At 60.4% G+C, this 26515-nt stretch carries 19 protein-coding genes and 1 pseudogene; 9 read left to right on the top strand and 11 right to left on the bottom strand.

The genetic code is table 11. The annotated features are described in order from the left end of the window. The first annotated feature begins 148 nt into the window (after nucleotides 1–148). Nucleotides 149–1420 (top strand): PQQ-dependent sugar dehydrogenase, encoded by a 1272-nt coding sequence (locus tag FHT02_RS18345; protein WP_184091141.1) that lies wholly within the window; start codon nucleotides 149–151, stop codon nucleotides 1418–1420. A 224-nt stretch (nucleotides 1421–1644) separates the two neighbouring features. Here FHT02_RS18345 and FHT02_RS22105 read toward each other — a convergent pair whose 3' ends face one another. The 3 genes from FHT02_RS22105 to FHT02_RS18330 form a co-directional block, all read right to left on the bottom strand. Next, entirely contained in the window at nucleotides 1645–2307 is a 663-nt protein-coding gene (locus FHT02_RS22105; RefSeq protein WP_221239569.1) for a DUF3253 domain-containing protein, read from the bottom strand. A 53-nt stretch (nucleotides 2308–2360) separates the two neighbouring features. Then, entirely contained in the window at nucleotides 2361–4688 is a 2328-nt protein-coding gene (locus FHT02_RS18335; protein ID WP_246352525.1) for an FdhF/YdeP family oxidoreductase, read from the bottom strand. 181 nt (nucleotides 4689–4869) lie between these two features. Then, nucleotides 4870–5013, bottom strand: a complete 144-nt coding sequence (locus FHT02_RS18330; protein WP_184091137.1) for a hypothetical protein — start codon at nucleotides 5011–5013, stop codon at nucleotides 4870–4872. Nucleotides 5014–5265: 252 nt separating this feature from the next. On the opposite strand from FHT02_RS18330, the pseudogene FHT02_RS18325 reads away from it, so the two are divergent. Beyond that, a pseudogene (locus FHT02_RS18325) lies at nucleotides 5266–6200 on the top strand (IS110 family RNA-guided transposase). Nucleotides 6201–6715: 515 nt separating this feature from the next. Here FHT02_RS18325 and FHT02_RS18320 read toward each other — a convergent pair. After that, the gene (locus FHT02_RS18320; protein ID WP_184091135.1) at nucleotides 6716–7531 is read right to left on the bottom strand and encodes a DNA/RNA non-specific endonuclease; all 816 of its coding nucleotides are present in this window, start codon (nucleotides 7529–7531) and stop codon (nucleotides 6716–6718) included. 132 nt (nucleotides 7532–7663) lie between these two features. Here FHT02_RS18320 and FHT02_RS18315 point away from each other — a divergent pair, with 132 nt between their 5' ends. The 3 genes from FHT02_RS18315 (at nucleotide 7664) to FHT02_RS18305 (ending at nucleotide 11703) form a co-directional block, all read left to right on the top strand. Beyond that, on the top strand, nucleotides 7664–9400 hold the full coding sequence (locus FHT02_RS18315; RefSeq protein WP_221239568.1) for a patatin-like phospholipase family protein: 1737 nt from the start codon (nucleotides 7664–7666) through the stop codon (nucleotides 9398–9400). Nucleotides 9401–9515: 115 nt separating this feature from the next. Beyond that, nucleotides 9516–10304 carry a hypothetical protein gene (locus FHT02_RS18310; RefSeq protein WP_184091133.1) on the top strand — a complete coding sequence of 263 codons (789 nt, stop codon included), beginning with the start codon at nucleotides 9516–9518 and terminating at the stop codon, nucleotides 10302–10304. Nucleotides 10305–10599: 295 nt separating this feature from the next. After that, entirely contained in the window at nucleotides 10600–11703 is a 1104-nt protein-coding gene (locus tag FHT02_RS18305; protein WP_184091131.1) for a Na/Pi cotransporter family protein, read from the top strand. Nucleotides 11704–12163: 460 nt separating this feature from the next. On the opposite strand, the gene FHT02_RS18300 is transcribed toward FHT02_RS18305, so the two are convergent. The 3 genes from FHT02_RS18300 to FHT02_RS18290 all read right to left on the bottom strand — a co-directional run bounded on the left by FHT02_RS18300 (nucleotide 12164) and on the right by FHT02_RS18290 (nucleotide 14661). After that, nucleotides 12164–13390, bottom strand: coding sequence for a serine hydrolase domain-containing protein (locus tag FHT02_RS18300; RefSeq protein ID WP_343056998.1), 1227 nt, complete (start codon nucleotides 13388–13390; stop codon nucleotides 12164–12166). A 530-nt stretch (nucleotides 13391–13920) separates the two neighbouring features. Beyond that, a complete protein-coding gene (locus FHT02_RS18295) occupies nucleotides 13921–14364 on the bottom strand; it encodes a MarR family transcriptional regulator (RefSeq protein WP_184091127.1) in 444 nt (147 codons plus the stop codon). Between the two features lie 3 nt (nucleotides 14365–14367). Beyond that, the gene (locus tag FHT02_RS18290) at nucleotides 14368–14661 is read right to left on the bottom strand and encodes a putative quinol monooxygenase (RefSeq protein WP_184091125.1); all 294 of its coding nucleotides are present in this window, start codon (nucleotides 14659–14661) and stop codon (nucleotides 14368–14370) included. Between the two features lie 1046 nt (nucleotides 14662–15707). Between FHT02_RS18290 and FHT02_RS18285 the strand changes: the two genes are divergently transcribed. After that, a complete protein-coding gene (locus FHT02_RS18285; RefSeq protein ID WP_184091123.1) occupies nucleotides 15708–15932 on the top strand; it encodes a hypothetical protein in 225 nt (74 codons plus the stop codon). A gap of 684 nt (nucleotides 15933–16616) precedes the next feature. Here FHT02_RS18285 and FHT02_RS18280 read toward each other — a convergent pair. The 4 genes from FHT02_RS18280 to FHT02_RS18265 form a co-directional block, all read right to left on the bottom strand. Further along, the gene (locus FHT02_RS18280; RefSeq protein ID WP_184091121.1) at nucleotides 16617–16988 is read right to left on the bottom strand and encodes a response regulator; all 372 of its coding nucleotides are present in this window, start codon (nucleotides 16986–16988) and stop codon (nucleotides 16617–16619) included. Next, nucleotides 16985–20920: a CheR family methyltransferase gene (locus FHT02_RS18275; protein WP_221239566.1), complete on the bottom strand. Its 3936-nt coding sequence runs from the start codon at nucleotides 20918–20920 to the stop codon at nucleotides 16985–16987. Before FHT02_RS18275 ends, FHT02_RS18280 begins: the two co-directional genes overlap by 4 nt. A gap of 66 nt (nucleotides 20921–20986) precedes the next feature. Further along, nucleotides 20987–22006: a chemotaxis protein CheB gene (locus FHT02_RS18270; RefSeq protein WP_184091119.1), complete on the bottom strand. Its 1020-nt coding sequence runs from the start codon at nucleotides 22004–22006 to the stop codon at nucleotides 20987–20989. A gap of 497 nt (nucleotides 22007–22503) precedes the next feature. Continuing rightward, nucleotides 22504–22683, bottom strand: coding sequence for a hypothetical protein (locus FHT02_RS18265; protein ID WP_184091117.1), 180 nt, complete (start codon nucleotides 22681–22683; stop codon nucleotides 22504–22506). 151 nt (nucleotides 22684–22834) lie between these two features. Here FHT02_RS18265 and FHT02_RS18260 point away from each other — a divergent pair, with 151 nt between their 5' ends. The 3 genes from FHT02_RS18260 (at nucleotide 22835) to FHT02_RS18250 (ending at nucleotide 26210) form a co-directional block, all read left to right on the top strand. Further along, complete coding sequence (locus FHT02_RS18260) at nucleotides 22835–23608, top strand: alpha/beta fold hydrolase (protein WP_184091115.1); 774 nt, start codon at nucleotides 22835–22837, stop codon at nucleotides 23606–23608. A 119-nt stretch (nucleotides 23609–23727) separates the two neighbouring features. After that, nucleotides 23728–24024 carry a hypothetical protein gene (locus FHT02_RS18255; protein WP_221239565.1) on the top strand — a complete coding sequence of 99 codons (297 nt, stop codon included), beginning with the start codon at nucleotides 23728–23730 and terminating at the stop codon, nucleotides 24022–24024. A 242-nt stretch (nucleotides 24025–24266) separates the two neighbouring features. Beyond that, a complete protein-coding gene (locus FHT02_RS18250; RefSeq protein WP_184091113.1) occupies nucleotides 24267–26210 on the top strand; it encodes a bifunctional diguanylate cyclase/phosphodiesterase in 1944 nt (647 codons plus the stop codon). Nucleotides 26211–26515: the final 305 nt, after the last annotated feature.

Below are 26515 nucleotides of genomic sequence, written 5' to 3'. Positions count from 1 at the left end.
AATCTGCCCTTCGTTCACGTAGGCACCTTGCGTCGTGTGACCGAGCGAAACTTGTGCCTCTGGCGAAGATTGCGCCCCTCCGGTAGACCGATGGTGACCCGGATGGTGGACCTAGCTGATCCGGGTAGTGTCGGAAGGATCTGAGCATATGAAGCACTTCGCCTACGTTGCCGCCACATGGTTGACGTGCTCGGTTGCTCTCGCACAGACACAGGACGGACTCACGTCGGGCTCCGCCCCGGCGCTCGCTTCCCCCTACGCTACTCAGTCGGTGGCTCACAGCCCGAAGGTCAAGCCGTTTCCAGGGGGGAAGATGCCGAAAGTTCCGGAGGGGTTCACGGTGAACCGTTTCGCCGATGGGCTGGACTCGCCTCGCAATGTGCTGGTCCTTCCGAACGGTGACGTACTGGCAGCCGAGGCGAAGACCGAGCGCAAGTACGACGATCCACAGTACCGCGACGCGGGTGCCAATCGCATCACGCTCCTTCGGGACGCGAACGGTGACGGTGTCGCTGAGACGCGCTCGCTTCTCCTTGCTGGTCTGCGGCAGCCTTACGGCATGGCGCTGCTAGGCGATCGATTGTACATCGCTGACACTGACGGCGTGTACTGGGTGCCCTTCAAGCTGGGCACAACAAAGCTCGACACCAATGTGCGGAAGACCCGCATCGCGTCCTTTGAAGCTGGTGGCTATAACAATCATTGGACACGCAATATCATACCGAGCGCCGATGGGCGCTCGCTGTTCGTTGCCGTAGGCTCCGCAAGCAACGTCGGTGAGCACGGGATGGCGGCGGAGCATCGACGTGCAAATATCCTGCAAATCGACCTCGCTTCTGGAAAAGAGATCGTCTTCGGATCAGGCCTCCGGAACCCGGTAGGAATGGCAATTGAGCCGAAGAGTGGAGCTTTGTGGACAGCGGTTAACGAGCGCGATGAGCTCGGCGACGACCTGGTGCCTGACTACATCACGTCGGTACGAGCCGGAGGCTTCTACGGATGGCCATACAGCTACTACGGGCAAAATGAAGACCCACGCCTCAAGGGGCAGCGCCCTGACCTGGTGGCGAAAGCACTAGCGCCCGACTATGCAGTTGGTGCTCATGTGGCGGCACTCGGGATTGCCTTCGGAGAACGAAGTAGCTTCCCCGCTTCGTATAAGAGCGGTGCCTTTGTCGCACGTCATGGATCATGGAACCGCTCCAAGCTGGCTGGGTACGACGTTGTTTTCGTCCCGTTTGCAAATGGCAAACCTTCAGGCGCTCTTCAGCCGTTCCTAACAGGCTTCATCGGAAGCGAGGAAGAAGTCTACGGGCGCCCTCGCGGGGTCGCTATCGCTAAGGACGGAAGCCTGCTGGTGGTGGACGATGCCGGGGGAACTCTGTGGCGTGTTGCCGCTGTTCCTCACCGCGCTAATTGACTGCGGCTTTATTCCGCTCTGCAATTGGCTGGCCCTATGTAGTTTCGGCCTGAATCGGGACCTGCTAATCAGGATCACAGAGACCGGCCGCGGTGGCAGCGGAGCGCCAAACTCCGCCACTGCAGCGTGCGTGAGCGCTCCCTGTTTCCTGCCATTCATTCATCTTCCGCTACGAGCAGTCCCGGTGTCGGTTGGTGGGCCACCGGACGAGCAGGCGCTCCTTATCAGTGGCCGCCCTCAACCCAGGGTATGCCCGCTTTCTGAAAGCCCTCTGCTAATCCTGCCTCTAGCTCGAGCGATTCCCAGCCAAGCATTGGATTAAGGTGCTCATACAGATTTGGGAGTAGGCTGATCCCATACTTTCGGACAACGCTGCTCGCCTTGTACCCGCTCTTGTGTTGATCGAAGCGCCAGTCTGGGTCGCGAGATGTCTGCCCTACATACAAGCCCGATCGACCGCCACGCGCACCGTCGTGCAACAGAACGACGTAGACGGAGTGTGTCGCCCGCGGCGCTCCGCGCGTGCTTGCTCCAAAGGAATGAACGACCCTCTCCGCCGTTCTCATCCAATCAAGCTTAATCATCAGTTCAAAACTGCCTGCCTCGTTCAGCATCAATGGTCGCCTACTGATGCGGTACGGACCCACACGGATGGCGAGCGGCTTACCCTTCCAGCTTAGTTGCACAACACCCTCCGCCAGGAGCTCGTCGATGGTTGCATGAACGGCCGGCATTGCCCCGCGCCATTCCCCTGCCGCCGCTTCACCTTCTTCGAGCGTCAGAATGCATGCCCGCGCGACTTCGCTGGGACAGACTGTTGCTCCCGTAGACCTTGCAGCAAGCAGCTTTAGCACTGTCGTGCGCACAGTGAATTTGCTAACATTCATGGATTCAGAACGGCTGACGAGTCGATCTCCACCGCAGCTACCGCGAAACCGCCCTACCCCTCAGCATACTCCAGCTGCGGCTCTAGTACCTCCGGGCCATCCGAATGTACGGTGACCGGGATCGACTTGGCCGCCGGGGTCTTACTTCCAACGGCATAGTGCCAAACCGGCATCAGCACGTTGCATTCGGGATAATAGCCGCCGATGCAGCCGATCGGGATATCGTAGGCGACCACCAGCATGCCCGAAAGATGCCGGTCGACTCCGTCGTCGGCGACCGTCCTCAGCGTCACCGCCTGACCCACCTTCAACCCGAGCCGATCAATGTCCGATCGGTTCATCAGCACTGCCTTGCGCGTGTTCTTGATGCCCCGGAAGCGGTCGTCGTACCCGTATACGGTGGTGTTGAACTGATCATTACTCCGCAGCGTCATCAGCCTGAGAACGTCGCGACCCGGGGCAGGCATGTCCAGATCCTCGTCCAGGGCCTTGGGCGTCACGAAGTTGGCACGACCGGTGTCGGTGTGCCATTCCCGCTTCTTCGCCGGCAGTGGCCGCTGGAACCCGCCTGGCTCCCACATACGGCGCTCATAATCCCAGAAGATGTCCGGCAGCGTTTCGCCAATCTCGCGACGTATTTCGGCATAATCCGACATATACGCGTCCCAGCGCATGCGCGGGTTGGGGTCGAGCACCCGCTGGGCCAATTCGCAGATGAGACGCATCTCGCTGATCAGGTGCGGCGATGCAGGTTTGCGCAGCCCGCGGTTGCCATGGATGCAGCCAGACGTATCCTCCATCGACAGGACCTGTTGGCCGGTCTCCGTCTCGTCAATTTCGAGGCGGCTAATCACCGGCAGGATGTAGCTGATCTCGCCGGGCAGGAGGGCGCTGCGGTTAAGCTTGGTGATGACGTTCACCGTCAGCCGGATCTTGCGCCAGGCGGGCTCCATCTGTCCGTGATCCGGGATCGCGCGGACAAAGTTGCCGCCCAGCATTATGAACGCGCGGACATCGCCCCGCAGCACCGCCTCGCAGGTGTCCACCGTGTCGTAGCCGCGCTCTCTTGGCGGCTCGAAGCTGAACTGCTCACCCAGACGGTCGAGCGGGAACAGTTCAGGCTTTTCCGTGATCCCCATCGTGCGTTGCCCCTGCACGTTGGAATGACCGCGAACCGGGCAGATGCCTGCGCCTTCGCGACCGATGTTGCCGCGCATCAGAAGGAGGTTCACCAGCATCTGGATGGTTTCCACTCCAGCCTGATGCTGGGTCAGGCCCATGCCATAGATGCCGATCGCGGCCCGGGCTTGACTATAGACCTTTGCGGTTGATTCCATGTCGCCGCGGTAGAGGCCGGAGCGGCGCTCGAGCTCATCCCAATCCTGCGCACGGACCCAGTCGGCGAACGTCTCGAAACCCGTAGTGTGTTCGGCGACAAACGCCTCGTCGAGCACGGAGCCGCCGGATGCTTTCGCCTCGTCGTGCAGGGTCAGCACCGCCTTGCAAATCCCGGCCAACGCCGCGAGATCGCCGCCGGTCCTCACCTGATGATATTGCGAGCTGATCCGCGTCTCCTTGCCGGTCAGCATCTCTGTTGGTGACTGCGGGTTTACGAAGCGTTCCAGCCCACGCTCGCGCAATGGATTGTAGGTGATGATCGGCACGCCGCGGCGGCTCGCCTCTTGCAGCGGGTGGAGCATGCGGGGCGAATTGCTTCCGGGGTTCTGCCCGAAAAACATGATACACTCGGTCTTGGCGAAGTCGCCCAGATCAATCGTCCCGACGCCTTGCCCGATGCTGATCGGAAGTGCCACCGAGGTGGTTTCGTGGCACATGTTGGAGCTGTCAGGCAGGTTGTTGTTGCCGTAAGCTCGGGCGAACAGCTGATAAAGATAACTTCCTTCGTTCGACAGCCGGCCGGAGCTATAGAAGACCGTGCCCTTCTTCCGATCCTCAACCGCCCGCATCTCGCGCGCGATCTCTTCCATCGCGTGTCCCCAGGAAACAGGGACGTATTTGTCGCTCGCTGCATCGTAGCGCAGGGGGTGAGTCAACCGGCCGGGCTGCTCCAATTGGTACTCATCCCAATCGCGGAGCTCGCTCACCGTGTGCTGCGAAAAGAATTCCGGCGTGCAGCGATTGGCTGTCAGCTCCCACGCGACCGCCTTCACCCCGTTCTCGCAATATTCGAATGGCAGCGGGTTCGCCGGTTTCACCCAGGCGCAGCTGTTGCATTGATACCCGTCCACCTTGTTGTGGCGGCTCAAGGCAAGCGGCACACTGCCTAGCACGCCCTCACGGCGGATGATGTTTCCTACGGAGCGGGCCGAACCCCATCCGCCGGCGGGAAGGCGGTACGGCTTATATTCAGGCTTTTTCAATGAGGTTGCTCCGCCAGCGGTGGAACGAAAACACCTCGCACGCGGAGTAGGTTGCACCGGAACCTGCCGCGTGACGATCTGTTCGTTTGGAGTGTCCTGACCCGCCATGGAGGCCAGCGTGCTCGTTGACCGAGATTACCTGCTCAAGAAGCCATCCGGCCCGTCCGCGCCGAAGCTGTTCCTAGACACGCGCATCGTGCCCGCAGGCGTGAATGCTCTCGGTAGCGTGGAAGTCGCGCTCAGTCGCCTCGCGGCACGGACTGGTATCAGGCCCGCGTTCATCCTGGTCGGCGCTGGCGGGATCCTTGCCTGCGCGCTGTTGCACCTTGCAGACAGACGAGCCGGGAGCCGCAGCCACAATCAGCGAGCATCGCTTTAACTCGAACTTGCCGAGAACAGCATGAACAGCAGCTCGGCTTTATCCGCTTCTTATCAGATGTTTGAACGGCCTGCTAAGCGCCAAGAGCTGCCGTTTAGGGCTGCCCGCGCGCTTCCCGAAAGCTGATGGGGTGGACGCCCCCCGACGGCATCGATGTGCCAAAGTGGAGGTGTTGATCACCACTTGAGGGAGGCGTCCGTGTTGGAAGTTAGCACAATCGGTCTGGATATCGCCAAGAGTGTTTTTCATGCGCATGGGGCGGATGAGCGGGGTGTGATGGTGTTCAGCCGCAAGCTGACCCGGGGCAAGCTGCTAGAGTTCTTTGCAAGGCAGCCGCGGTGCACGGTGGCGCTGGAGGCATGTGGAGGCGCGCATCATTGGGCGCGTGAGCTGCAGGCGATGGGACACGCGGTGCGGCTGATTCCGCCGGCGTACGTCAAGCCTTTCGTGAAGCGGCACAAGAATGATGCGATCGATGCGGAGGCGATCTGCGAGGCGGCACAGCGCCCTGGAATGCGCTTTGTTGCGGTGAAGAGTGAGGAGCAGCAGGCCGCAGGGCTGGTGTTTCGCACGCGCGACCTGATCGTGCGTCAGCGCACCCAGCTCATCAACGCGATCCGGGGTCACCTGACGGAATATGGCTGGGTGGCACCTCGCGGTACGGCGCACATGACCTTGCTGGCCGAGATGCTGGAGGACGATGAGATGGCCTCATCGCTGCCAGCTGAGGCGCTGCCGATGCTCAGGCTGATGGTTGACCTGCTAACCGAGCTCGACAGGCGCGTCGCCACGCTTGATCGCGAGATCGCACGACGTGCAAAGGAGGACGAGGCAGCACGCCGGCTGATGACCACCTTGGTATTGGGCCGATTGCCGCCACGGCAATCCTGGCACTTGCTCCGCCCATTGAAACGTTTGCCAGGAGCCGCGACTTTGCCGCCTGGCTCGGGCTTGCGCCACGGCGGCAGGCGTGTCGCCGCGGTGCGCCTGCAGGCTCGTGGCTGTAGCGGATGCTCGCACGTAAGCCGCGCATGCTTGTCTCGGTGGCGCTCGCCAACAAGATAGCGCGCATGGTCTGGGCGCTGCTCACGAGGAAAGAGGATTACAGAGCTCCGGCAGTGGCAGCGGCATAAGCCGCGGCGGCAGCCGGAGGCGTCGGGGACGTAGGCGGATCGAAGGAGGGTATGGCACAACAGTAGGCGAGACGGGTCCGGAAGAACCAGTCATACGGCAGAGCGCTACCCAAGCGCGCAAAGCTGAAATGGATCCGGTCCGCGAACTCCCATACTGGCCCGCAGCTATGGCGCTGCTCATCGAGGCCGGACAGATGACAGCATCCGACTACGTGCCAACATGCCCCGATTTACCGCTTGCATCCGAAGGGGCGTCCACAGATGCCGTAGGTTCACGTTCTAACCATCGACCGCCGACCGACGAATTTTGGGTGGGAAATCTCCGGCACCTTCGCGACCGCAAGGGCCCATATATGGACGTTCAGCAATGTTGGGCGCTCTCCAGAGGCGAAGATCCATTCAGGTCCGAACTGCAACCTCCTCGCCCCAGATCTCTGCCGGCGCCCCTCTGTCCAAATATGCCGGATCGCAGTCGTGAGACGGGTTGCAGCGGCAGGCTGATCGTCATGCTGCCGCTACTCAGGAGGAATTGTTGATGGAGCCGGCGGCAATGGCACGGGCGAGGTGCAGCCGATCTCGGAATCAAGGCTGCGGAAGGTCGCCGGATCCGCCATTGGAAAGAATTTCAGCCGACTTCGCAGAACAATGTGGTTGAGCGGAGTTCGCCCTTCGCAATAGCTCATCCTGCGGCGTGCTGCCTGGTCGAAGACGAAAGTGCTTACCCGGCCGTCGGCGAGCGCGATAACTTTCCAATAGCCCGACGGAACTCGCGCGAGTTCCGGCCCGGCTGGGAGCGGCGCCATCAGCCGCTCGAACAAGGGGCCAGTATATACGTAAACAGCGGTGTTTAGCCGCCTCGCGAGCGTACGCTCCTGCTCCTCCAAGGCGTTCCACGGCCCCTGGTTCAGCGCCGACGATTGAGCCGTGATGTTCGACAGAACGTTAGTCTCACTCGCGAATGGTGTGCCGGAAAAAGCTGCAAGTGGTGCCTGGTGGCCGCGGTCGACGTGCAGCGCTCGGTTGGCTCCATCATAAGCAGATGGCATCAATGTCTCGTCAGCCGACAGCCAAGGGTCCGCCTGCCACGCGCGCTCACCTGACGTCCCGATCGAGGCCGGGGTTACCCGGTACGCCACCCAGTCCGCCACCTTGGTCAGATCGTTTGACGACAGAGTATAGATCTCTCGCACAATCGTGTCATTGGTGGATGGCGCACCGAGGGGGCAGCCGAACAGGCAGTGAAAGGTATGCAGTTCACCATCACTGGCGGCCGAAGCGCCTGCAGATCCGAGCACGAGCGTGAGAGCGAGCAAACCTCCACCGACCTTCATGGCACCATCCTTAGCTACCCGTTCGTCCGCACGAAGTGACATGAGAACGCATGAAAAGCGGCGTATACCACCTTCGGGAACTGCAGCGACCCGTATCCGGGCAGTGCTCACTATCAAGCGGGGAAAACGCTCGTGGAAACCGAACAGCCACTGCCGTCCTATACCGCCGAGTTGTTCGCAAACCCGCCAGAGGAGTGCGACATCGTCTTGAAGGGCGGTGTGACGAGTGGCTTAGTCTACCCCTACGCTGTTCTTGAACTTGCAACGCGATATAGGTTCCGCTCGATCGGCGGCACCTCAGCCGGGGCGATCGCAGCGGCGCTCGCGGCGGCGGCCGAGTACGCGCGCACTCATCGTGACGACCCGTCGGGCTTCGTACGCTTGCAAAAACACTGCGATAAACTGCCCCAGATGCTGCCGAACCTGTTTCAGGCTCGGCGGCGGTATCGTCCGCTTTTCGCGTTCCTGATGCGCGCCCAACGCGGCGGGGGAATGTTGAGTTTGCTCCTGACGATACCGGCCATTGCGCCGCTGGCAGCGGGTGCAGGCGCCCTGGTAGGCGGGCTTCTCCTTTGGTTGCTAAACGGCGGGATTGCCGGGACGGTGCTTGGCGCGCTGGTCGGGTGCATCGCCAGCATCGCTTTCCGGTTGATCAGGCTCGTGCGTCACGAGCTTCCCGGTAGCGACTTTGGACTATGCCCCGGGCTCGATCAACCGGGCGGCCAAGGGCCAGCACTGACCCGGTGGCTGCACGAAGCGCTGCAAGACGTCGCCTTCGGTCCTGACGCACCATCGACGCCAGCTCTGAGCTTCGGCGATCTCAGAGGAACGGCGGCTGACCGGCAGATTGACCTTCGTGTCGTCACCACGAACCTCGGTATGGGACGGCCGCACACGCTGCCAGTACTTGGCATTACCGCAGCATACAGCGAGGAGGAATGGCGCGACTTGTTCCCGTCAGCAGTCTGCGATCAAATGGCAGCGTCCGCTACCGATGTCGCACATATGCCGGGGCTGCTTGCGTTTCCGTCTCCTGATCAACTCCCCGTCATCGTCGCGGCCCGCATGAGTTTAGCGTTTCCGCTGCTGTTCAGCGCGGTACCGGTCCACGTACGCGACTTCGCAGGTGCCGAACTGCGCCGCGCTACGGGAGCCCAGCCAGTGATCGAGAACAGGCGCATCCTGTTTGCCGATGGTGGGATCAGCAGCAACTTTCCCATCCACCTGTTCGACGCGCTCCTTCCGGAGCGACCGACCTTTGCGCTTAGCTTGGACGATCTACCCGGCGATGATGCGCTCGGACCCGAACGCGTCTTCATTCCCTCCACCGCGCGGCACGGCTTTGGACTTCCCTCAGGCGAAGTACACTCGGTCAGCGCCTTTCTTGGCGCAGCTTTGATCGCGGCAAAGGATTGGCAGGATCAGTTGCTTAGCACCATGCCTGGCCAGCGCGAGCGGATCGCGCGCGTGCTGCTTGGCCCCGGCGAGGGAGGGTTCAACCTGACAATGTCACCCGAACTCGCGCGCAGCCTAATGCAGCGCGGGCTTGAAGTGGGACGACGATTCGCAGGTGGCGAGCTCAACTTCGATGAGCACCGCTGGCGCCGCTCGTTGGTCGCCTACGAACAGCTCGAACGCACAGTGGCCGAATTCCACCGGACCTGGATGCACGGCTTCGGGGCTTGGCTCGCATCCTACCTCACGCAAGTCGACAGCTACAAACGACTGAGCAGAGCGGAGCGCCACGAGATTCACAAACGGCTCGACGCCGTTGCCGCCCTCCACCAGAATTTCGAGCCACCGATTGCCGATCAGACTGGCAAGCTGCCTCGCCCGACCGGAGTGCTCCGGGTCAATCCACGATATTGAACCGCGAAGGTGACCGTCTTGAAAACCGCAAGCACCTACCGGTGTTCTCTTTCTGTTCTATAGCGCCTTCCTGCATGATATAACTGGCCCAAGCGAGTCGAGACGAGTTTGGGCCATGGAATACGGATTGGTTGGGGCGAGAAGAACCAGTTGGCCCGAAGGCCTTTCGGATAAAGAAGCTACACAGCGCTTGCGAACCTTGTGCTTAGGAGCGTGCGACGGGATTCAGGATCTCGCGGATGATAGTCGCTACAAGGCACTGCGACGCGCGTTGCTGAACCGAGCAGACCTGCGGCCCCTTGCGCCGGCGTTCGTCGCCGCAGAGGCGAACCTGCCCGCCGTCGTTCGAAATCTGAGGGAGACAGCGGACCGCAACGCGCGTCGTGATCTGGTCCGTGCTGAGTTCGAGCCGCTGGTCCTCAGAGTGGCTGGCGCCTTGGCAGCTGCTTCCTCGTCGTGGACCGGTCGCATGTCTGTTCGCGAGCAAGCAATGGTCGTGCGGGCGCTAGGACCCTCAGCCATGCTGGCGGTTGAGCGCCTCATCGACGACGAAGTGCGTCTTTTCGATAACGGCGGACCAGTAGACAGCGTCAGTGAGGAGGCCGTTTCTCATTTACGCCTGCTGCACCAGGCCCTCGGCGAATTGATAGAGCTTGCCGAGCGCGAAGCCCCACTTGATGGCGTTCTCGGCAAACTGAAGTCGGTTCGACAGTCCGCGAAGGTGACGCTTGGCAAAGCTGCAGCTGCTACACCGGTCACGGCCTCGGCGTTGGTCGCCTTTGCCAGCGTGGTGGGCATCGCAGACATGTTCGTCGGGAACGTCGTCATCTCGCTTGCTGCCGGAGCCTTGGCCGGCAACGCCGTCAAGGACGCGATGTTGAAGTCCGACAAGAGGGCTTCCTAGCGGGTTCGGATGAACACGTCGGACCGCGCCAAAAGCCATCCAGGTCCCCTGCCCAGCCCTCAAGTTCGACCGTCCATTCACGTCGACCTGACGGCTGTTTGATCTCACGGTTGCCACAGACTTCAACCGCGTTGTCAACGGCAACACCGCCGCACTAGCGCACGATACACTTCCATCCTGCCGAGGTGGTGATTGCCGTCTGCTAAGGCAGACGTCTGGTCGTGCTGCCGATTGCTTCCGCTGGGGTGGTCAATCGCCGTAATGAGCAGGTCACACCGCAGTGCAATGAAGCGTCATGCCGATTACGCAACGCGCCCCACTGTCAGGCACAGCCGTGATCCGCGTGATCATGGTCGTCGGCGGCTCTTTGATGGTGTCAGGAGCTTCAGCCCAGACTGGACAGGCTTCCGAACCATTCGACTGGGTGACGCTGGCAATGGGGGCGATCGGCGGGTTGGCACTGTTTCTGTACGGCGTAGACATACTCGCCACTGCCCTGAAGCAGACCCAAGGTGGGCGCTTTCAGAAGCTACTCCAGCGCTCATCTTCGAACCGCTTCGTAGCGCTGGCAAGCGGAACCGCAGCCACCGTGGTACTCGACTCTTCGTCCGTGGTGATCATCCTGCTGATGGCGATCGTGGATGCCGGCTTGATCTCGTTCGCCCATTCGCTGCCCTTCATCTTGGGCGCGAATATCGGCACGACCTTTTCCAGCCAGGTGTTCGCCTGGAACATCGACACCTATGCGCCGCTAATCATAGCCGCCGGCCTGCTGTGGAAGGGGCTCGGAAAGTCCGACAAAGCCAAGCAACGCGCCACCATCCTTTTGGGGTTGGGAATGGTGCTGTTTGGCCTGAACATCATCGGCATCGCCGCCGAGCCGTTGCAGGATCGTCCTGAAATCATCGGAGTGCTGAGGCAGCTTGAGAACCCGCTTCTGGGCGTTTTCGCGGGGGCGCTGGTGACAATCGCGATCCAGTCTTCTTCCGCGATGATGGGGATCGTCATCACCCTCGCCGGCGGCGGGCTGATCACGCTTCCCGCAGGTGTGGCCATGATGCTCGGCGCGGAGATCGGCACGTGCGCGGATACGCTCGTAGCGACGGTCGGCCGATCACGCGCAGCGGTGAAGGCAGGTATCTTCCACCTGGCGTTCAACATCATCTCGGTCGCTATCGGCGTTCTGTTGGTCGATCAGCTCGCCAGCTTCGGCAAGGCGACCGCGGGTGACACCGGGCAAAGCATCGCCAATGCGCATGTCCTGTTTAATATCGCAGGAGCTCTGCTAGTGCTTCCATTCGTCACGGTCGCTTCCAAGCTTATCGAGCGCATGGTGCCGGCGAAACGGGGCGCCGAGCCTTTGGCGATGGCCAATCCCGTGTCGGCGCAGAGAGCCTGAGGCAAGTATCGCCTCAATCTGCGCGCCGGATACAGCCGCTGGTACGATGCCCTCCGAGAGAAGTGCGTGCAAAGCAGCGATGTGTTCATTGTCCCTCGCTCCGCTGGGCATCTGAGGTCATTATCACCGTAAGCGCCAGGTCGGGCACGACGTGATTCATCTGCCCACCATAACCCTTCCAAGCCAGTCGATATTTAACGATCAGTAGTAGGCGAACATCTCTGGCCCCGTGCGTGCGGCAGCTCGGCGCCAGTAGCTGCCTTTCTGAGCCCTTGGCCGGATCCCCGATATTTGCCGGTCATTCATCTTTCGCGGCGCATGCGTCTGGCCAGCTCTCCAGGAGTTTGACCCACGCCCGCTCTAGGGAAGAAGCGCCTTCGTGCAGCAGAGGTCGATGCAAGGGGTCCCGATCTTTGCGCCGCTAGGCGGTGAATCAGCGGCGGCGTCCCACGAGGCTATTTCATTCAACGGCTTGGTAAATCAGGGAGCGTACCTTTCCGTGGTCGTCGATGTCTCCCGCAGGTAGTAGTTGGGTCATGTAGGCGACGGTTAGCCCTTCCTCGGGATCGACCCAGTAAGTGCTGTGATATGCGCCACCCCAACCGAACTCGCCTTCCGAACCTGGCTGGCCCGCGGCTCCCAAATCCATGCGGATCGAGAACCCCAGGCCGAAACCCATACCGGCGTTGTATTCCACGGCGCCGAGATGGTTGGAAACCATGAGCTCCACCGTCTTGCGGCTCAGATATCGGCGCCCGTCGAGCTCTCCGCCTCGCCGAAGCATTTCAAGGAAGCGGCTATAGTCAGTGGCGGTGGACAGCAGACCTGCACCACCTGAGTATGCGAGGCGGGGCCCGCCCAGATAGTGCCCTTGACCGAAATGGCCTCCTTCGTTCCAGGAGCTCGCATCGTCGGCACGCTTAAGCTTGCCTCCGTCCGCTTCATACACGACCGCGAGCCTGCCGACCTTCTCCCGGGGGAGATAGAATGAGGTGTCCTTCATTCCGAGCGGCTTGATTAGGCGCTCGTCTAGGAACGCCTGCAGCGACTTGCCGCTGAGCTTCTCCACGACGACGCCCAGAATGTCCGTGTTGTAGCCGTAAACGAACTTCTCGCCGGGCTGTGCCGCCATTGGCAAGGTCGCCATTCGTGCGACATAGCTCGATACGGGCTGACTTCGGTCTGCGAAATACCACCCGGATAGACCAGCCTGGCGCCACTCCTTATCAGCAGGCCCGGAACCGTAGGAAATCCCCGCTGTATGAGTGAGGAGATCCCGTATCGTGATTGGTCGCTTGGCGGGCACGGTCTCGTACCCGCCCTGCGCCTTCGCCACCGCTACCGTCGTCTTCGTCCATTCAGGCAGATGCTTAGCGACGGGATCATCGAGCAGCAGCTTGCCTTCCTCCATCAGCATCATCACCGCAACGCTGGTCAGCGCCTTGGTCTGGGAGGCGATGCGGAAGATGCTATCCTCACGCATCGGATCACGCGTTTCCCTGTCGCGCCACCCGACGGCTTCAGAGAACACCACCTTGCCGCCTTGCTGAATCCTAACGACGACGCCGGCCAATCTGCCTTCGTCGACATACCGTTGCAGTTGAGCGCGCAGAGAGCCCAGCCTTGCTGCGGAAATTTTTGAAGCCGCCTCCGCCAGTGGTCTGGGCGATGTCTGAGCGTTCGACACACTGCTGAACAGAGCGGTCGAGACCAGCAGGCCTGCAGCAATCCTCGCCGTAAACTTCCTCACTCGTTCTTACCCCTGCTCCGCAACGCAGTCATAGTGCGCGTGAGCCCTCCGGGAGGTCAAGCGAACGGCTTCGCAGGTCTTTTCAGAAGCAGGCGCATATGGCGGCACAGCGGACGTGTTGATCTCGCAGAGAGCCGTAGCTGAACGCCAGTAGCTGCCTTTCCTAGCCCCTCCCCTGCTTCCTATAACCGGCCGTTCATTCAGCTTAACTTTCGGCAGGTCGGACGTCAGTGTCGGATGGATAGCGGCCGGTCCGCTATTGGACTGCGATCCCTCGTAAGCAGACGTTGATTCAGCCGCAGATCGACGGCGGCTACGCGCGCCGATTTCGCTCATCCGAGCGCTTGGTCGCCGATCCGGTGAGCGAACATTCTGACACTGACTTCTGACACGCTGGAACCCGCAGAAGAGCGTGCGTCAGCTACGGTGCCAAAACCGTCCGGTTTTGACACCGGGAGCTGCTCAGGTCACGCGCGAGCCTCCGCGGAAGCATCGCTAAGGATCGCGAAGTAACCCGGCAGCACCTCGGCAAGTTTGCTGCGTCCGTTCTGGGTCAATGCGACACGCTTGAAACGTCCGTCTCCCTCGCCCGCCTCCACCCGCACCAGCCCTGCTGCCGCAAGGCTCTGGAGGGTGCGGGTCGTCACCGGGCGCGACACGTCGAGCCGCTCGGCAATTTCGCTTGCCGACAAGCTGTCGCGCTCGGGTTCACGATCGATGACGATCAAGGCAAGGAAGCGGAGTTGGGAAAGGTCGTGCTCGGCGAAGAAACTCTCCAGACGACGGATCAGAAGGCTGGCTCGCCTCATCATCTGGAGAGTAGCGAGCACGGTGTTGGTATCGGCCTGGGGGTGGGCCACCGTGTAGCCGTTGATCATCCGCCGGCTGGGCAGTTCCTTCAGGAAGAACACTGCTCAGGCCACGGGTGTGAGTTCAATCAGCCGGACAGGCTCGGCAAGCCACTCCTCATAGCGTCGGAAGACGTGCTGGGTGTAGGGCTGCTCATGATGGTAGCGAAGCGCCTCCGCGTTAGCCCACTCCTCGTAAAGGTGCAGGCTTCCGTCCGTCACGTCCTCGTTGACGCGAAACTCCAGACAGCCAGGTTCGGCGCGGGTTCTGTCTACAATGGCACGGATCGCCTCACGGGCGTCCTCCAAGTGCTCCGGACGCGGCAGAACCCTAGCGATTGCATGTAGCCGCTTATTCATCAGTCAGTCTCCATACGGTTACCATGCTAACTATCTTGGGGAGACGGTTCGGTCAACGGCAACCAAGCCAAAGCGGCGAGCGGCGCCTAGCTTGTGATTGTCCGCCTGCCGGTTGCGCTGCCAAGCGCCCGACCGGTCTTTGATATTCCGAAAGGGAACGGCGATCGAGACGGTCGAGGCCTCCCATCGGGATGATATCGGCGAACGCGCTGGTCTCTTTAAGACGTCGCATCAATGTGTCCTGATCGACAGCTCTAAGTCGGACGCTGCGAGAAGACGCAGAATAGGGACGTGCGCTGAATGAATGGCTGCTTCGGGGCTGCGGATAACCGACCCGGTCGTCCGGTTTGGGGCGGCAGCGGCCGGGCTCGCTTTTCGCACCAGGAGCGGACCGGTGGCTTTCGCACGGGCTGGCGGTAGCCAGATCCCAAGTCAGTCGCCGTAGAACAATCAGCAATGGGCAAACACGCCGTCTGGCACCGTACTTGCGGCAGCTCGGCGCCAACAGCTGCCGTTTAGGGCTGCCCGCGCGCTTCCCAAAAGCTGCCGTAGGTTCATATTCGAACCACCGGCCGCCGACCGACAACTTTTGGGTGGTTCTCAGACAGGCAGCTTTTAGGCGCAGGTGGGCGAGAGCGGACGTTCACTCATCTCGCAAGGGTGCCGCTGTTAGACGCGGTTTGCCGATGACGCATCTAAGTGGCGAACTTACATAGTGGTCCGCCCAGCCGCTCATTCACTGGATCAGTCCTCCGCGCTAAGCGTCGTTCGTCGGCTGCGGCTCTTGAGGAGACGGACATGTTCATCTCGCGCATCAGGATACGAATTGCCAAGCCAAACAAGGATGCCACCGGAACCCACCAGGTGCTCGTAGCTTTTCCGTCAATGATTGCGATGAGTCTAATCACGGCCAGCGAGTGTCGCAGATGTGCATTGAAAATGGCCTACTTTCACATCTGACATTCGCGACAGCGAGGCCGTCAGCCGATCACGCATGAGCCTAAACGGCATTGCGTCCGAGTGCCCTATTGATCCACATTTCGCACATGACTCAGTACACACAAGCCGACGTGGATATGGCAGATCGGCACATCGCTCAGGGAGAGCGCCACATCGCGCAACAGGAGGAGCTGATAACGAGGTTGCGGGTTCAAGCGCACTCCACCCAGGAAGCCGAAAACCTACTGGCGCTATTTAACTCAACCATGGTTGAGCATCGCGCGCATCGTGCGGCAATCATCGAAGCCCTGGAAGCCAGACAAGCAACGTGAGCCAACCAAGATACGGCTATCGATTTCATACGAGGATTGGCCCAAGGTAGTGTAAGGTGACTCATCGCCGGCCTACTGTGGGCATGCTGGCGACTGAAGGCATCTGGAGAGCCTCCGCTTTGACGGGAGGCTTTATGTCCGATGATGTTCAGTATCATGAAAATCGTGCAGCTCAGGAGTTGGCGCTTGCGTCCTCTAGCGCGACCAGTGAGGCGCGCGAGCGCCACATGGAGCTCGCGGAGCGGCATTCGAGCCAGGCCCGGGCATTACGTGCTAATCGGGCGGGCAATGCAGCTAGAAGTGTCGAAGATAGCACTTCGACCGCGATCAACTTATCTCGCGAACTAATTCAGAATTCACATCGCATTCTAGCCGACAGCCGAAAGAATGTCTGACGATCGCGATCGTCTAGGTGTAGCTGGCATAAGGTGCGGAAGTGCAACGTGATCGAGGGCGAGAGCAGGAACTGATCATGCTCGCTCAGCAATGCCGCAGCCTGAGCGCGGCGTTAGGAGCAGGTCCTGCTCAGGACCAGTTTCTAGCTATGGCGCAGGAGTGTGAAGCAGAATTGGCCGCTCGCCTTCGAAATGTGTCGAGCAGCCCTAATCGTCCCGAAGCGCGATAGGATCGTCATGAACGAGATTGGGCTGCAGGCTTTGCCACGATCAGTGGCGAAGTCCTCGCTCAAGCATGCGCCGCCTTACTGATCGATCGAACCACTTGGGAGATCTGCACAGGCTTTTCGCAGCGACTCACTTTGTTGAATCGGCTCGGGATCGCCGACGCGTCGTACCCGGTTGTGAACACGAACGGCACTCCGCGAGCCATCAGCTCATCCGCCAACGGAAAGACGTGCTCGCCGCGCAAGTTCACATCAAGAATGGCGCCGTCCAATTGCTCAGTGTCTCTGAGCAGCCTCAAGCCCTCCTGAACCGTTGCGGCGGGTCCGACGATGGTCGCCTTCCAATCCTCCAATTCCGAACAAAGATCCTCCACAAGAAGATATTCGTCTTCAACAACGAGGATCGTGCGGCCCTGTAGCGAATGCTCGGTCATAGGGTGGTCCTCGAGACTGGTATATCGATTACGCAGCGTACTCCGTCCGGTTCCATTACGTAACTTGTCTTTGCATCCAACTGATATGGCAAAGCACGCTCGATGAGCTCCCGGCCTTGGCCGGTCCCCCGAATAGTGCCGGCCGCTGCCATATCGACGCCCTCCTCCTTCCAGACTATCTCAAGCCGCTGATCGCCCGCGGCATCATTGATCATGCGCCAATTGATGTTCAGGTGACCACCTGAGTCCCTCAAGGCACCATATTTACTCGCATTCGTAGCAAGCTCATGCAGGCCGAGCGCGAGCGTCTGTACCATGCTCGACCGAAGTCGGATTCCCTCAGGTCCTTGCAGAGAAACTCGCTCGTCGCCGTCCTCCGACACGCCGTGTGCAGCGAGTTCGGTGTGTATCAACTCGTCGAAGCTAACGCGGTCATGTTCATCCAAGCGTGAGAGAAGTCCCTGCACGCGCGCCAACGCACCGAGACGTTCTCGGAAACGCTCCCGGAAGTCCTCCAAACTGCCTGCGCGCCGCATCGTCTTCTCGGCCATTGAGCGCACGACACCGATTAGGTTCCGGGTGCGGTGCTGTAGTTCGGCTACCAACACTTCTTGCCGCTGCAGAAATTCGCGCGCGTCCGTCGTTTCTACCATCGCGCCGATCATGCGCACGGGCGTGCCATCGTCTCGGTACAAGAATCGGCCGCGGGCCGAGAGCCAATGCACCGACCCGTTTGGATGCAAAGACCGGAACTCGTGGACATATTCCTGATGCGTCTCACGTGCGTTCCGCAGCGCCGCTTCGGCCGCTTCTCGATCCTCTGGGTGAATGCGCGAGACCCAAGCTTCGTGACTTGGACTTACCTCCCCAACTGCGTAGCCGTTCATCCGAAAATGCTCATCCGACCAGTTGATCTCGCCAGTGGCGACGTCCCAATCCCAGGTGCCGACCCGTGCGACTTCGATCGCGCTTCGTAGCCGTTCATCGCTGGCGCGCCGCATCGCTTCAGACTCGTGCGCAGCGGTGACGTCGCTGGCCGCGCCGAGCCACTCTACGATGACCCCGTCATCATCCAAGATCGGCACAGCTCGCGAATGCGTCCATCCAATTGTGCTGTCAGCTCGGTAGATGCGATGCTCGAGTTCGAATACATTCTTCAAGCGGACCGCTTCGTCTATGCGTGCACGTACCCACTGCTGCTCGTCGGGATGAATGTAGGTCTCCATCCAATCTTGAGACGGCGACGTAGTACTGGGAAGAAACTCTCGGCCATCCATTTCCCACATCTCAGACCAGTCGGAGTTCATCCGATAAATGGCATCAGAGCTGGCGGTCACAAAGGCGCGATACCGTTGCTCGCTGTCCCTCATTGCGCTCTCGGCCCTGTGAACGGCGGTCAGGTCCGTGAAGGTAACCACCGCACCGCTGATGTAGTTGTCTGTGCTGCGGTAGGGCAGAACGCGAGCGGCATAGTAGCGATCGGCGTGGCGATCGACGATCTCACGTTCGATCGGTGTTAGTGTCTTCAGGACCCGACGGACATCGTCCAGAAGTTCGGGGTAGTGAACTCTCGAGACGACATGATCGAGCGGCCGACCAATGTCTGTCTCAAGCAGGTGGAAAATCTCAGTAGCTACGGGTGTGAAATTGCGGACCCTAAGGTCATTATCTAAGAAGACGGTCGCAATCTGAGTGGATTCCAACAGATTTTTCAGGTCTGAGTTAGTTCGACCGATTTCCAAAACTCGGTGGCTTAGCTCACCATTTACAGTCTGCAGCTCCTCATTGACGGATTGAAGCTCTTCCTTGGAAGTCTCCATCTCCTCGCTGGCAGACTGAAGCTCTTCGTTTATGGATTGATACTCCTCATTGGAGGATTTCAGCTCTTCGTTAGTGGACTCCAGTTCCTCAATCGTCGCTTGTAGTCGGTCCCGGGTGATGCGGAGTTCGGCTTCGACCCGTTGAACATGATCATCGCCCGCAAAGCGGCCGCTTTCTGCGCCGCCCGCCTCGTGCACTGGCCCAATATCCTGAAACAGAACGACCAGCGTGCTGCTGCTTCCGTCAACGGGTTCCACCACCAGGTTCACGCCTCGGGTGCGGTCGTCGTCGTGAATAGTTAAACCGGCCAGTTCGACCCGCTGGCCATCACTTGCGGCGCGACTTAACGCCGAACGAACGTCCGACCGCAGGTCGCGGTGAACGAGGCTCATCAAATTCAGCGTAGCCGCGCCGGCGCTGGGTTCCAGGTAACGACCGGTCCGGCCAGAGAAGTGGAGAACGTCATACTGCGCGTCCACCACCACGTAAGCGGGTGCATAGCGCTCAGCAATAGCTTCCGCCTGCCGGCTCATTCGGAGGGTCAGCCGGCCTTCATGCATCGCGGGCAGAGATGGCAGATGTTGCGGCTCTGGAGAGCGCACCCGCGTGGAGAGCGGGAAGTCTGGGATGATGCGCGCTGCCGTTTCTAAACGGCGGAAGACCCGGTTCTTACGGTCTACGGGTGCAAACAGCCTTTGGTGCCGCGTCACGTTTTCCGACGAGCCGAGGAACAACACGCCGCCGGGGCGAAGCGAGAAGTGGAAGATGGGTATTACGCGACTCTGAATTTCGGCATTCAGGTAGATCAGGAGGTTGCGACATGACAGGACGTCGATCCTGGAAAAGGGCGCGTCCTTTACGATGTTATGCGGCGAGAAGATGCACATCTCGCGCAACTCCTTGGAGACGCAATAGGTGTCTCCTTCACGTACGAACCATCGCTCTAGCCGGTCTGAGCGCACCTGATCGGCGATGGCATCTGTGTAGCGTCCGGCGCGCGCCAGATTGAGCGCACGCGCATCTAGATCAGTTGCAAAGATCTGCGCATCCGGTGGATTGTCCAGCTTCGCCATGTGCTCGCGCAGCAGGATGGCGATCGAATAGGCTTCCTCACCAGTCGCGCAGCCCAGGACCCATACCCGCAACTGCTCGCCGGCTTCTTTGCCCTCGAAAAGTCGAGGGATCTCGCGCTCGAGGACCTCGAACTCCTGGGGATCGCGAAAGAACTGTGTGACGCTAATCAGCAGATCCTGGAACAGGTGCTGGACCTCTTCCCGGTCCTCCCGTAGCCGCGTCAGGTAAGCAGTGACGGAGTCAATCTGCGTCACCTGCATCCGTCGGTTGACGCGCCGAATGAAGGTACCGCGTTTGTAGCCGTGGAAGTCGTTGCCTGTAACGTTGCGCAGGATGGTCGTTATCTGCGTAATCTGCGCCTCGATCTCAACGGCGCCATCATAGGCGTCGCCACGCTCGGCTAGGCTGGCGATGTTTCTTGTGTACTGCGCGATTTGAGAGGCGATCGCGTTCACTGGCAGAAGCTGGTCGACTACGCCAAACGCTCCGACACCTTCCTGCGTGGTCGCATCCTCACCCTCGACGCGTTCCGCGATCGAAAGGCCACCAAACTTCTTGGTTGCGGTGATGCCCGCCGTTCCATCGGTGCCTAGCCCGGCTAACAACACGGCGACGGCTCGCTCCTGCGCATGTTCGGCAAGCGATATGAGCATGGAGTCGATCGTGCCCCGGTGCCCCACCGGTTCGATCGCAGGGCGAACGTGAATATGTCCGTCCTCAAGAGTGATCATGTCGTCCGGGCCGCCGACATAAATGTGATCCGGCTCGATCGAGTCGCCGCTGCTTGCGATCTTCACTGGAAGAGAGGACTTGCGCCTCAGAAGGTCGAGGACGGTGTCGACGCTCAATCCCTCTTTCTGCCGCACTGCTATCAGCCAGGCGCCACCATTACCCGCACCGACACCGGCGAATAGCTCATCAAGGGACCCGAGCGATGCAGCGCACACGCCAACGCCGACCACTGGCATCTGCTGCGTCGATTTGGCCAAGCCTTCCTCGTGCGCGGATTCTTCAACTTTCTGATTATTAGTCGCCACCGCGTTCCATCCCGAGCTTCTCCACCATAGATAAACCGCGATGGCCTAAAGACGAAGTATTATCAGTCAGATATCTTGTGCACGCGGTGCTCGGCCAAGCCGCAACGATGCGACGGCCGCATCGCGCAAGGTGGCAGCATAACCACGATATTCTTCCGCCCGCGCTTCATACAGTTCGGCAACTGCAGCGCGGCCTGTCTGTCGGGCATCCAGTGCCATGCGCTCGACCAGCGTGACTCGCTCTTCCATGACCCGCATCGCGACGCGTACCGCTTCGTCGACCTCATCCCCGCGCGAGACAAGCACATCGGCGGTGTAGGCGTGACCGATCTGACAGCGATAGCGCAGCGGCCGAGAGTTGTGGATTTCAGAGAGCACGCCGTGACAGTCTGGACAGGACAGCGCACTGGGAGACGCGATCTTCCGGAGATTTCCGCTGCCAAGCCTCACTCCCGCGGCGATCTGAACGTCAAGCCTCAGATCTTCGCTCGAACCGCGCTGAGGTCCTGCTTCAGTTCCAGCGATCTTCACCAAAAGCGCGGCTAGATCAGCAGAGGGCACTACGTGATCGACGTCCGTCGCCTCTAGCGCCGCGACCGGCATCTGCTCAGCCTCGGCGTCCAGGGGGCTTTGCACCACGGCAGTACCGCCGCAGGACTTGATTGCGTGAAGCCCTGAGGCCCCGTCGTTCAGCATGCCTGTCAGCACCACTCCCACGACACGCGAACCATAGGCAAGCGCAGCCGAGCGGAACAGCGGGTCAATGGCTGGCCGCACCATGTTCTCTCGTGGGCCCTCCCCCAAGCGAATTGTTCCGTCGACAAGCAGGAGATGCCGGTCAGGCGCTGCGACGTAGACATGCCCCCTTTCTATCGGCTGTCCTTCGATCGCCTGTGAGACGGGTATAGCTGATCGGCTCGACAGGATCTCGGAGAGGAAACCAGGCGAGTTGGCAGGGATGTGCGTGCTGACGAACACGCTCGCCGGAAAGTCGGCGGGCAGCGCATCGACCAGCCTCTTCAGCACGGCGCCGCTCCCTGCAGATCCGCCAATGGCGATGATGTCTCTCTTTGCCGAAAACGCCATCGCTTCAACCTTCCCTGGGGAAAAGCACCGACCGGAGGCCTACTCGCATAGTTCCGCAAGCTACGTAATGGACGATTAGAGCCGCCCTCGGCGACTTGATACCGAGGATCGGTTTTCGATTTGCCATACGCGTCATGCAGAAATTGGCCGCTCTTTTCGACGCTGCGACAGTGATCCTTTCCGATGAGTAATCCAGAAAAGTCGGAACTGATCCTTACCTCCAACTTATGTGATTTCGAGAGTTTCACATCCACGGCAATGGGTGTCATCCCGAAGCTTTGGCCTCCGGGTGGGGCGGTCGGATGCTGCTCCGGCCGGCGGTGCCCCCCGGTCGGCCGAACGGTGCTCCGACCCCTCACTCGGACTCGAGTAGCCTGCGACGGTTGCATCTGAGACCCCCGCGCCCTTCAGAAGCTTCTGAGCACAGGTTAGCCTGGAACCGTTAGAGCGGGGATCGAAGGTGGCCCACTGCGTAAAGCGGCAGGCCATATTAGAACTCACGCCTGGGTTTGTGTGGGGGTGTCGCTCGGCGCATCGTCGGGGGCCTCTTGCTCGATCACCGGTGCCTCAGGATTGTCTGGGCCGGGCAGCGACTCTGGTTGATCATTAGGTACTGGCGTCCCGTCGGGCTCGCGGATCGGATCTGGTGCATAGGGGTCTGGTGGAAGCGTCGCCATGTTCGTTCTCCTGGTGATTGATGTCCAACCAAACAGCGCTCGCTATCGATCCGCGTGTCGATCGCCGGCTTTGCATTTGCAGGCAAGTCCGTCGGCCCCGCCGAGGGATTGGGATCGTTGAGCCTGTCCACGGCAACAAGAGCAGCATGAGATGAACCAGATCCAATGCGGTACCGGTCGCAAGTTGCTGCTCGTCCATGGTCTCGGCGGAAGCTGGCGCTCCTGGAGCACCATCCTGGATGCGCTCAGCGCCCACCGGACGGTAATCGCAATCGACCTTCCAGGCCATGGTGACACGCCCGCGGAACACGACAGCGGCACCTTCGACGGGCTGGTTGGCAGCATAGAACGCTACATCGCTGAAAACGGATTAGCTGGGGTCGACGTCGTCGGCAGCTCGATGGGAGCAAGGCTTGTGCTTGAACTCGCTCGACGCGGCTGTGTCGGCAATGTTGTCGCGCTCGACCCAGGTGGCTTCTGGCGAGGGTGGGAGCGAATCTTCTTCAAAACCACGATCGGGCTCTCGGGTCGCTTGCTGCGCGCGATCCGGCCGAGCCTGCCGATGCTGAGCCGCAATGCGGCGTCACGGACTGCATTGCTCGCTCAGTTGTCCGCACGCCCTTGGACGCTCGATCCGCAGGTCGTTGCGACCGAATTGGCAAGTCTCAGTACCACGCCGACCTTCGACGCGCTGGTCCACAGCCTAGCGAGCGGTCCTGAGCAAACCGGGCCGGCCGCCGACAACACCGGCCGGATCATGATCGGATGGGGCAGGCACGACCGCCTCTGTCTGCCGAGGCAGGCCGCGCGCGCAAAAGCTGCCTTCCCATCGGCCTGTCTCCATTGGTTTGCGTCCAGCGGCCACTTTCCGATGTGGGACATGCCTGAGGAGACCGTCGCCATGATCCTTGCCGCAACGCGCTGAGCTTCCCCACGCGTGCGGCCTTGTCGCTGATGTGGTGAGCTTCTGACGGCGTATGCTGCCAACCGCTCGGCTGGTTCGAGGGAAATGCCAGCGGAGCTTGGCACGACCCGCTCCCGCTGGTGACATTTCCTCCGGGCGGGCTGTATCCCGATGTAATGATCGACCGCATCGAGCGCGAAAGGCGCCGATGGTACATCGCCTTCACCGGAAACCGTCTCGCCAGTGTTCTGTCGGCGGTTGAGGCGGGGCTTGGCGTGTCGGTGCTACCGATCAACACTGCTGAGGCTTATGCAGTTGGCGTCAGCAGCATATTTTCGGCAGAGGCAGCTCTCAACCTTTCGGTCTACGCTTGGGGGTCCAGCGGACAGGTAGGCGAGCTCTTAGAGGCAATTATTAGCGTCACCGCGGGCCGTTAGATCGCTTGGATGAACCAAGGACGGGTATTGGCACTCGCCACGATGGCGGTGAACTTCCAGAACTGGGCGGAAGCTGCCGTAAGCAGGGCAGCTCGGCGCCAGTAGCTGCCGTTTGGGGCTGCTCGCGCGCTTCCCAAAACCTGCCGTCTGTTCATGTTCGGACTACCGGGATTGAAGGCTAATATCGTCCTATAATGCTCATGTACGCTGTCGGACACTGAGCCTTGTTACGCTTCCAAAACATGATCCTTGAGATGGTCGCGAAAGGAGAGTCGCTTCAAAGAACGGCGGAGCGACTCTGCTGTGAGGTTGAGGAGCGTGTTCCTGGGGTGATCTGTTCCGTGCTACTCGTAGATGAGAGCGGGACCATACACCCTCTGGCTGCGCCCAGCTTGCCTGACGATTACTCAGCCTCTTTGGAAGGCTTGATCACCGGTCCGCAGGCGGGCTCCTGCGGAAGCGCCGCCTACTATGGTAAACCTGTAACCGTCACCGACATCGAGACGGATCAGCGCTGGGCGAGCTTCAAGGCGTTAGCCGTTCCGCTAGGTCTGGCGGCCTGTTGGTCGAGCCCGATCAAAGATGCGGCCGGACGAGTGATTGGCACCTTTGCGTTCTACTTCAGGGAGAAGCGCGGTCCGAGCCGGATCGAGCGCCGCATTGTCGATACTTGCCTTCACCTCTGCGCGATCGCCATCGAACGCCATCAGCGGGTGCTCGAGCGGGAGCGCAGGGCTTATTTTGACGATCTGACCGGGCTCCCTAATCGCGCGGCGTTCGACGCGGCACTCACTCGATTGTCCTGCCAAGAGTCTGGCTCCTGGGCTTTGCTCGTAGCAGATCTAGATAATCTGAAGGTCGTCAATGACACCTTCGGTCACCACGCGGGCGATCGCCTGTTGCAGGGTGTGGCGGAACGGCTGTCGTCGCTTTCCACGCCGGATCGAGCCTTCCGGCTTGGAGGTGACGAGTTTGCGATCCTCGTGCAGTCACCTCAAGCGCTGTCGGGCCTGGAGCAGGTTGCGGGTAAGATCCTTGAAGCCCTCAAAGCCGAAGTCGATGTGGGCGGGCAGTTGATCGCACCTCGAGCAACCATTGGGGGTGCGAAGCTGACCAGCGGCGATCAAAGCTCTGACATCGTACGGCAGAATGCTGACTTCGCGCTCTACCACGCAAAAGAGACCCGGCGCGGTAGCTTCGTACATTACTGGAAGGGTCTGGGTACGACCATGATCCGCAGGCTCGCAGCGATCCGCGAAGTCGATGCTGCGCTGAAAGACGGGCGTGTCGAGGCGCATTATCAGCCTATCGTGAACCTCGCGAGCCGCGAGATCATCGGGATGGAGGCGCTGTGCCGGCTGCGAACGGACGACGGCGTCCTTACCGCAGGCGAGTTCGTCGACGCCTTCTCGGACTCTCGCATAGCAGCCGAGATCACTGCGCGCATGCTCGCCTCGGTAGCGAAGGACGTGCGGCAATGGCTGGATCGAGGCATCCCCTTCCAGCATGTGGGTATCAATGTGTCCTCAGCCGATTTCTTCGGGGGGAAGCTGGCTGACGATATAGCTGCTGTCTTCGACGAGTATCGCGTTCCGCTGAAACACGTCGTCCTGGAGGTCACCGAGTCCGTCTATATGGGCGAACGCGACGACGGACTTGCAACGGCGATTGCAAAGCTTCGCGCTAAAGGTCTGCTCCTCGCACTGGATGATTTCGGCACCGGCTTTGCGTCGCTGACGCATCTGCTTTCCGTTCCAGTCGACATTCTAAAAATCGACAAGTCCTTCGTCGCACAGCTAGCGCCAGGTGAACCCAGTGCTGCGATCGTCGAGGGTCTTCTTTCGATCTCGAAGAAGCTAGGCATGAGGGTCGTCGCTGAAGGCGTGGAGCACGAGGAGCAGGTAGGCCAGCTACTCGCGTTCGGTTGCACGATTGGTCAGGGCTTCCTCTTCTCCGAAGCAGTCGACTTCCATGCCGCTACAGATCTGCTGGAGCAGTTTGCGCAGCGAGCATCTTCTTCGAGACCACCAAGAGGTGCCCAGAGCCGTTTGCTAAGCGTTGAGGCTGGCGACCAACGTTTTCGACAGACAGCCAAGAGAAGCAGCAAGGTAGGCCTGACCGTCTCATGCCCCGCCGATGATTGCGCCCTTTCCTCCTCCTCGACACGGTTGTTTTCTGCTCACTGACTTCAACGATGTTATCCCGTTCGTCCGACGCTCCCGAACGTGGGCGTTCAATGTGTTGGATGGAGCACCCGTCGTTTCACGTGCGTCGAGCTACGTGTGATCCGAACGATCTTCGTCAGAAGGACTAACAGCAAAATTTCGCCAATGCTGGAGCCGGTTTGCTCCGGGAGCGCCTTCCGGTCGCATCGACGGACAATCAATTGATAGGAGGGGCAGCTGAGCGCCAACAGCTGCCATCTCGGGGAGCTCAAGCGCATCCTGTAAGGTGCCGTCCGTTCATCCTTCGAGACCTCGTACTTGCAGAG

The organism is Sphingomonas xinjiangensis, assembly GCF_014199255.1.
In the GTDB taxonomy this organism is placed as follows: Bacteria; Pseudomonadota; Alphaproteobacteria; order Sphingomonadales; family Sphingomonadaceae; genus Sphingomonas; species Sphingomonas xinjiangensis.
This window is presented reverse-complemented; position numbering and strand designations above follow the sequence as displayed.

Excerpts from the sequence above, each read along its gene's own strand:
- FHT02_RS18345 (WP_184091141.1), top strand. The coding sequence starts at position 149 with ATGAAGCACTTCGCCTACGTTGCCGCCACATGGTTGACGTGCTCGGTT.
- FHT02_RS22105 (WP_221239569.1), bottom strand. The coding sequence starts at position 2,307 with ATGAATGTTAGCAAATTCACTGTGCGCACGACAGTGCTAAAGCTGCTT.
- FHT02_RS18320 (WP_184091135.1), bottom strand. The coding sequence starts at position 7,531 with ATGAAGGTCGGTGGAGGTTTGCTCGCTCTCACGCTCGTGCTCGGATCT.
- FHT02_RS18310 (WP_184091133.1), top strand. The coding sequence starts at position 9,516 with ATGGAATACGGATTGGTTGGGGCGAGAAGAACCAGTTGGCCCGAAGGC.
- FHT02_RS18305 (WP_184091131.1), top strand. The coding sequence starts at position 10,600 with ATGCCGATTACGCAACGCGCCCCACTGTCAGGCACAGCCGTGATCCGC.
- FHT02_RS18290 (WP_184091125.1), bottom strand. The coding sequence starts at position 14,661 with ATGAATAAGCGGCTACATGCAATCGCTAGGGTTCTGCCGCGTCCGGAG.
- FHT02_RS18285 (WP_184091123.1), top strand. The coding sequence starts at position 15,708 with ATGACTCAGTACACACAAGCCGACGTGGATATGGCAGATCGGCACATC.
- FHT02_RS18280 (WP_184091121.1), bottom strand. The coding sequence starts at position 16,988 with ATGACCGAGCATTCGCTACAGGGCCGCACGATCCTCGTTGTTGAAGAC.
- FHT02_RS18270 (WP_184091119.1), bottom strand. The coding sequence starts at position 22,006 with ATGGCGTTTTCGGCAAAGAGAGACATCATCGCCATTGGCGGATCTGCA.
- FHT02_RS18265 (WP_184091117.1), bottom strand. The coding sequence starts at position 22,683 with ATGGCGACGCTTCCACCAGACCCCTATGCACCAGATCCGATCCGCGAG.
- FHT02_RS18260 (WP_184091115.1), top strand. The coding sequence starts at position 22,835 with ATGAACCAGATCCAATGCGGTACCGGTCGCAAGTTGCTGCTCGTCCAT.
- FHT02_RS18250 (WP_184091113.1), top strand. The coding sequence starts at position 24,267 with ATGATCCTTGAGATGGTCGCGAAAGGAGAGTCGCTTCAAAGAACGGCG.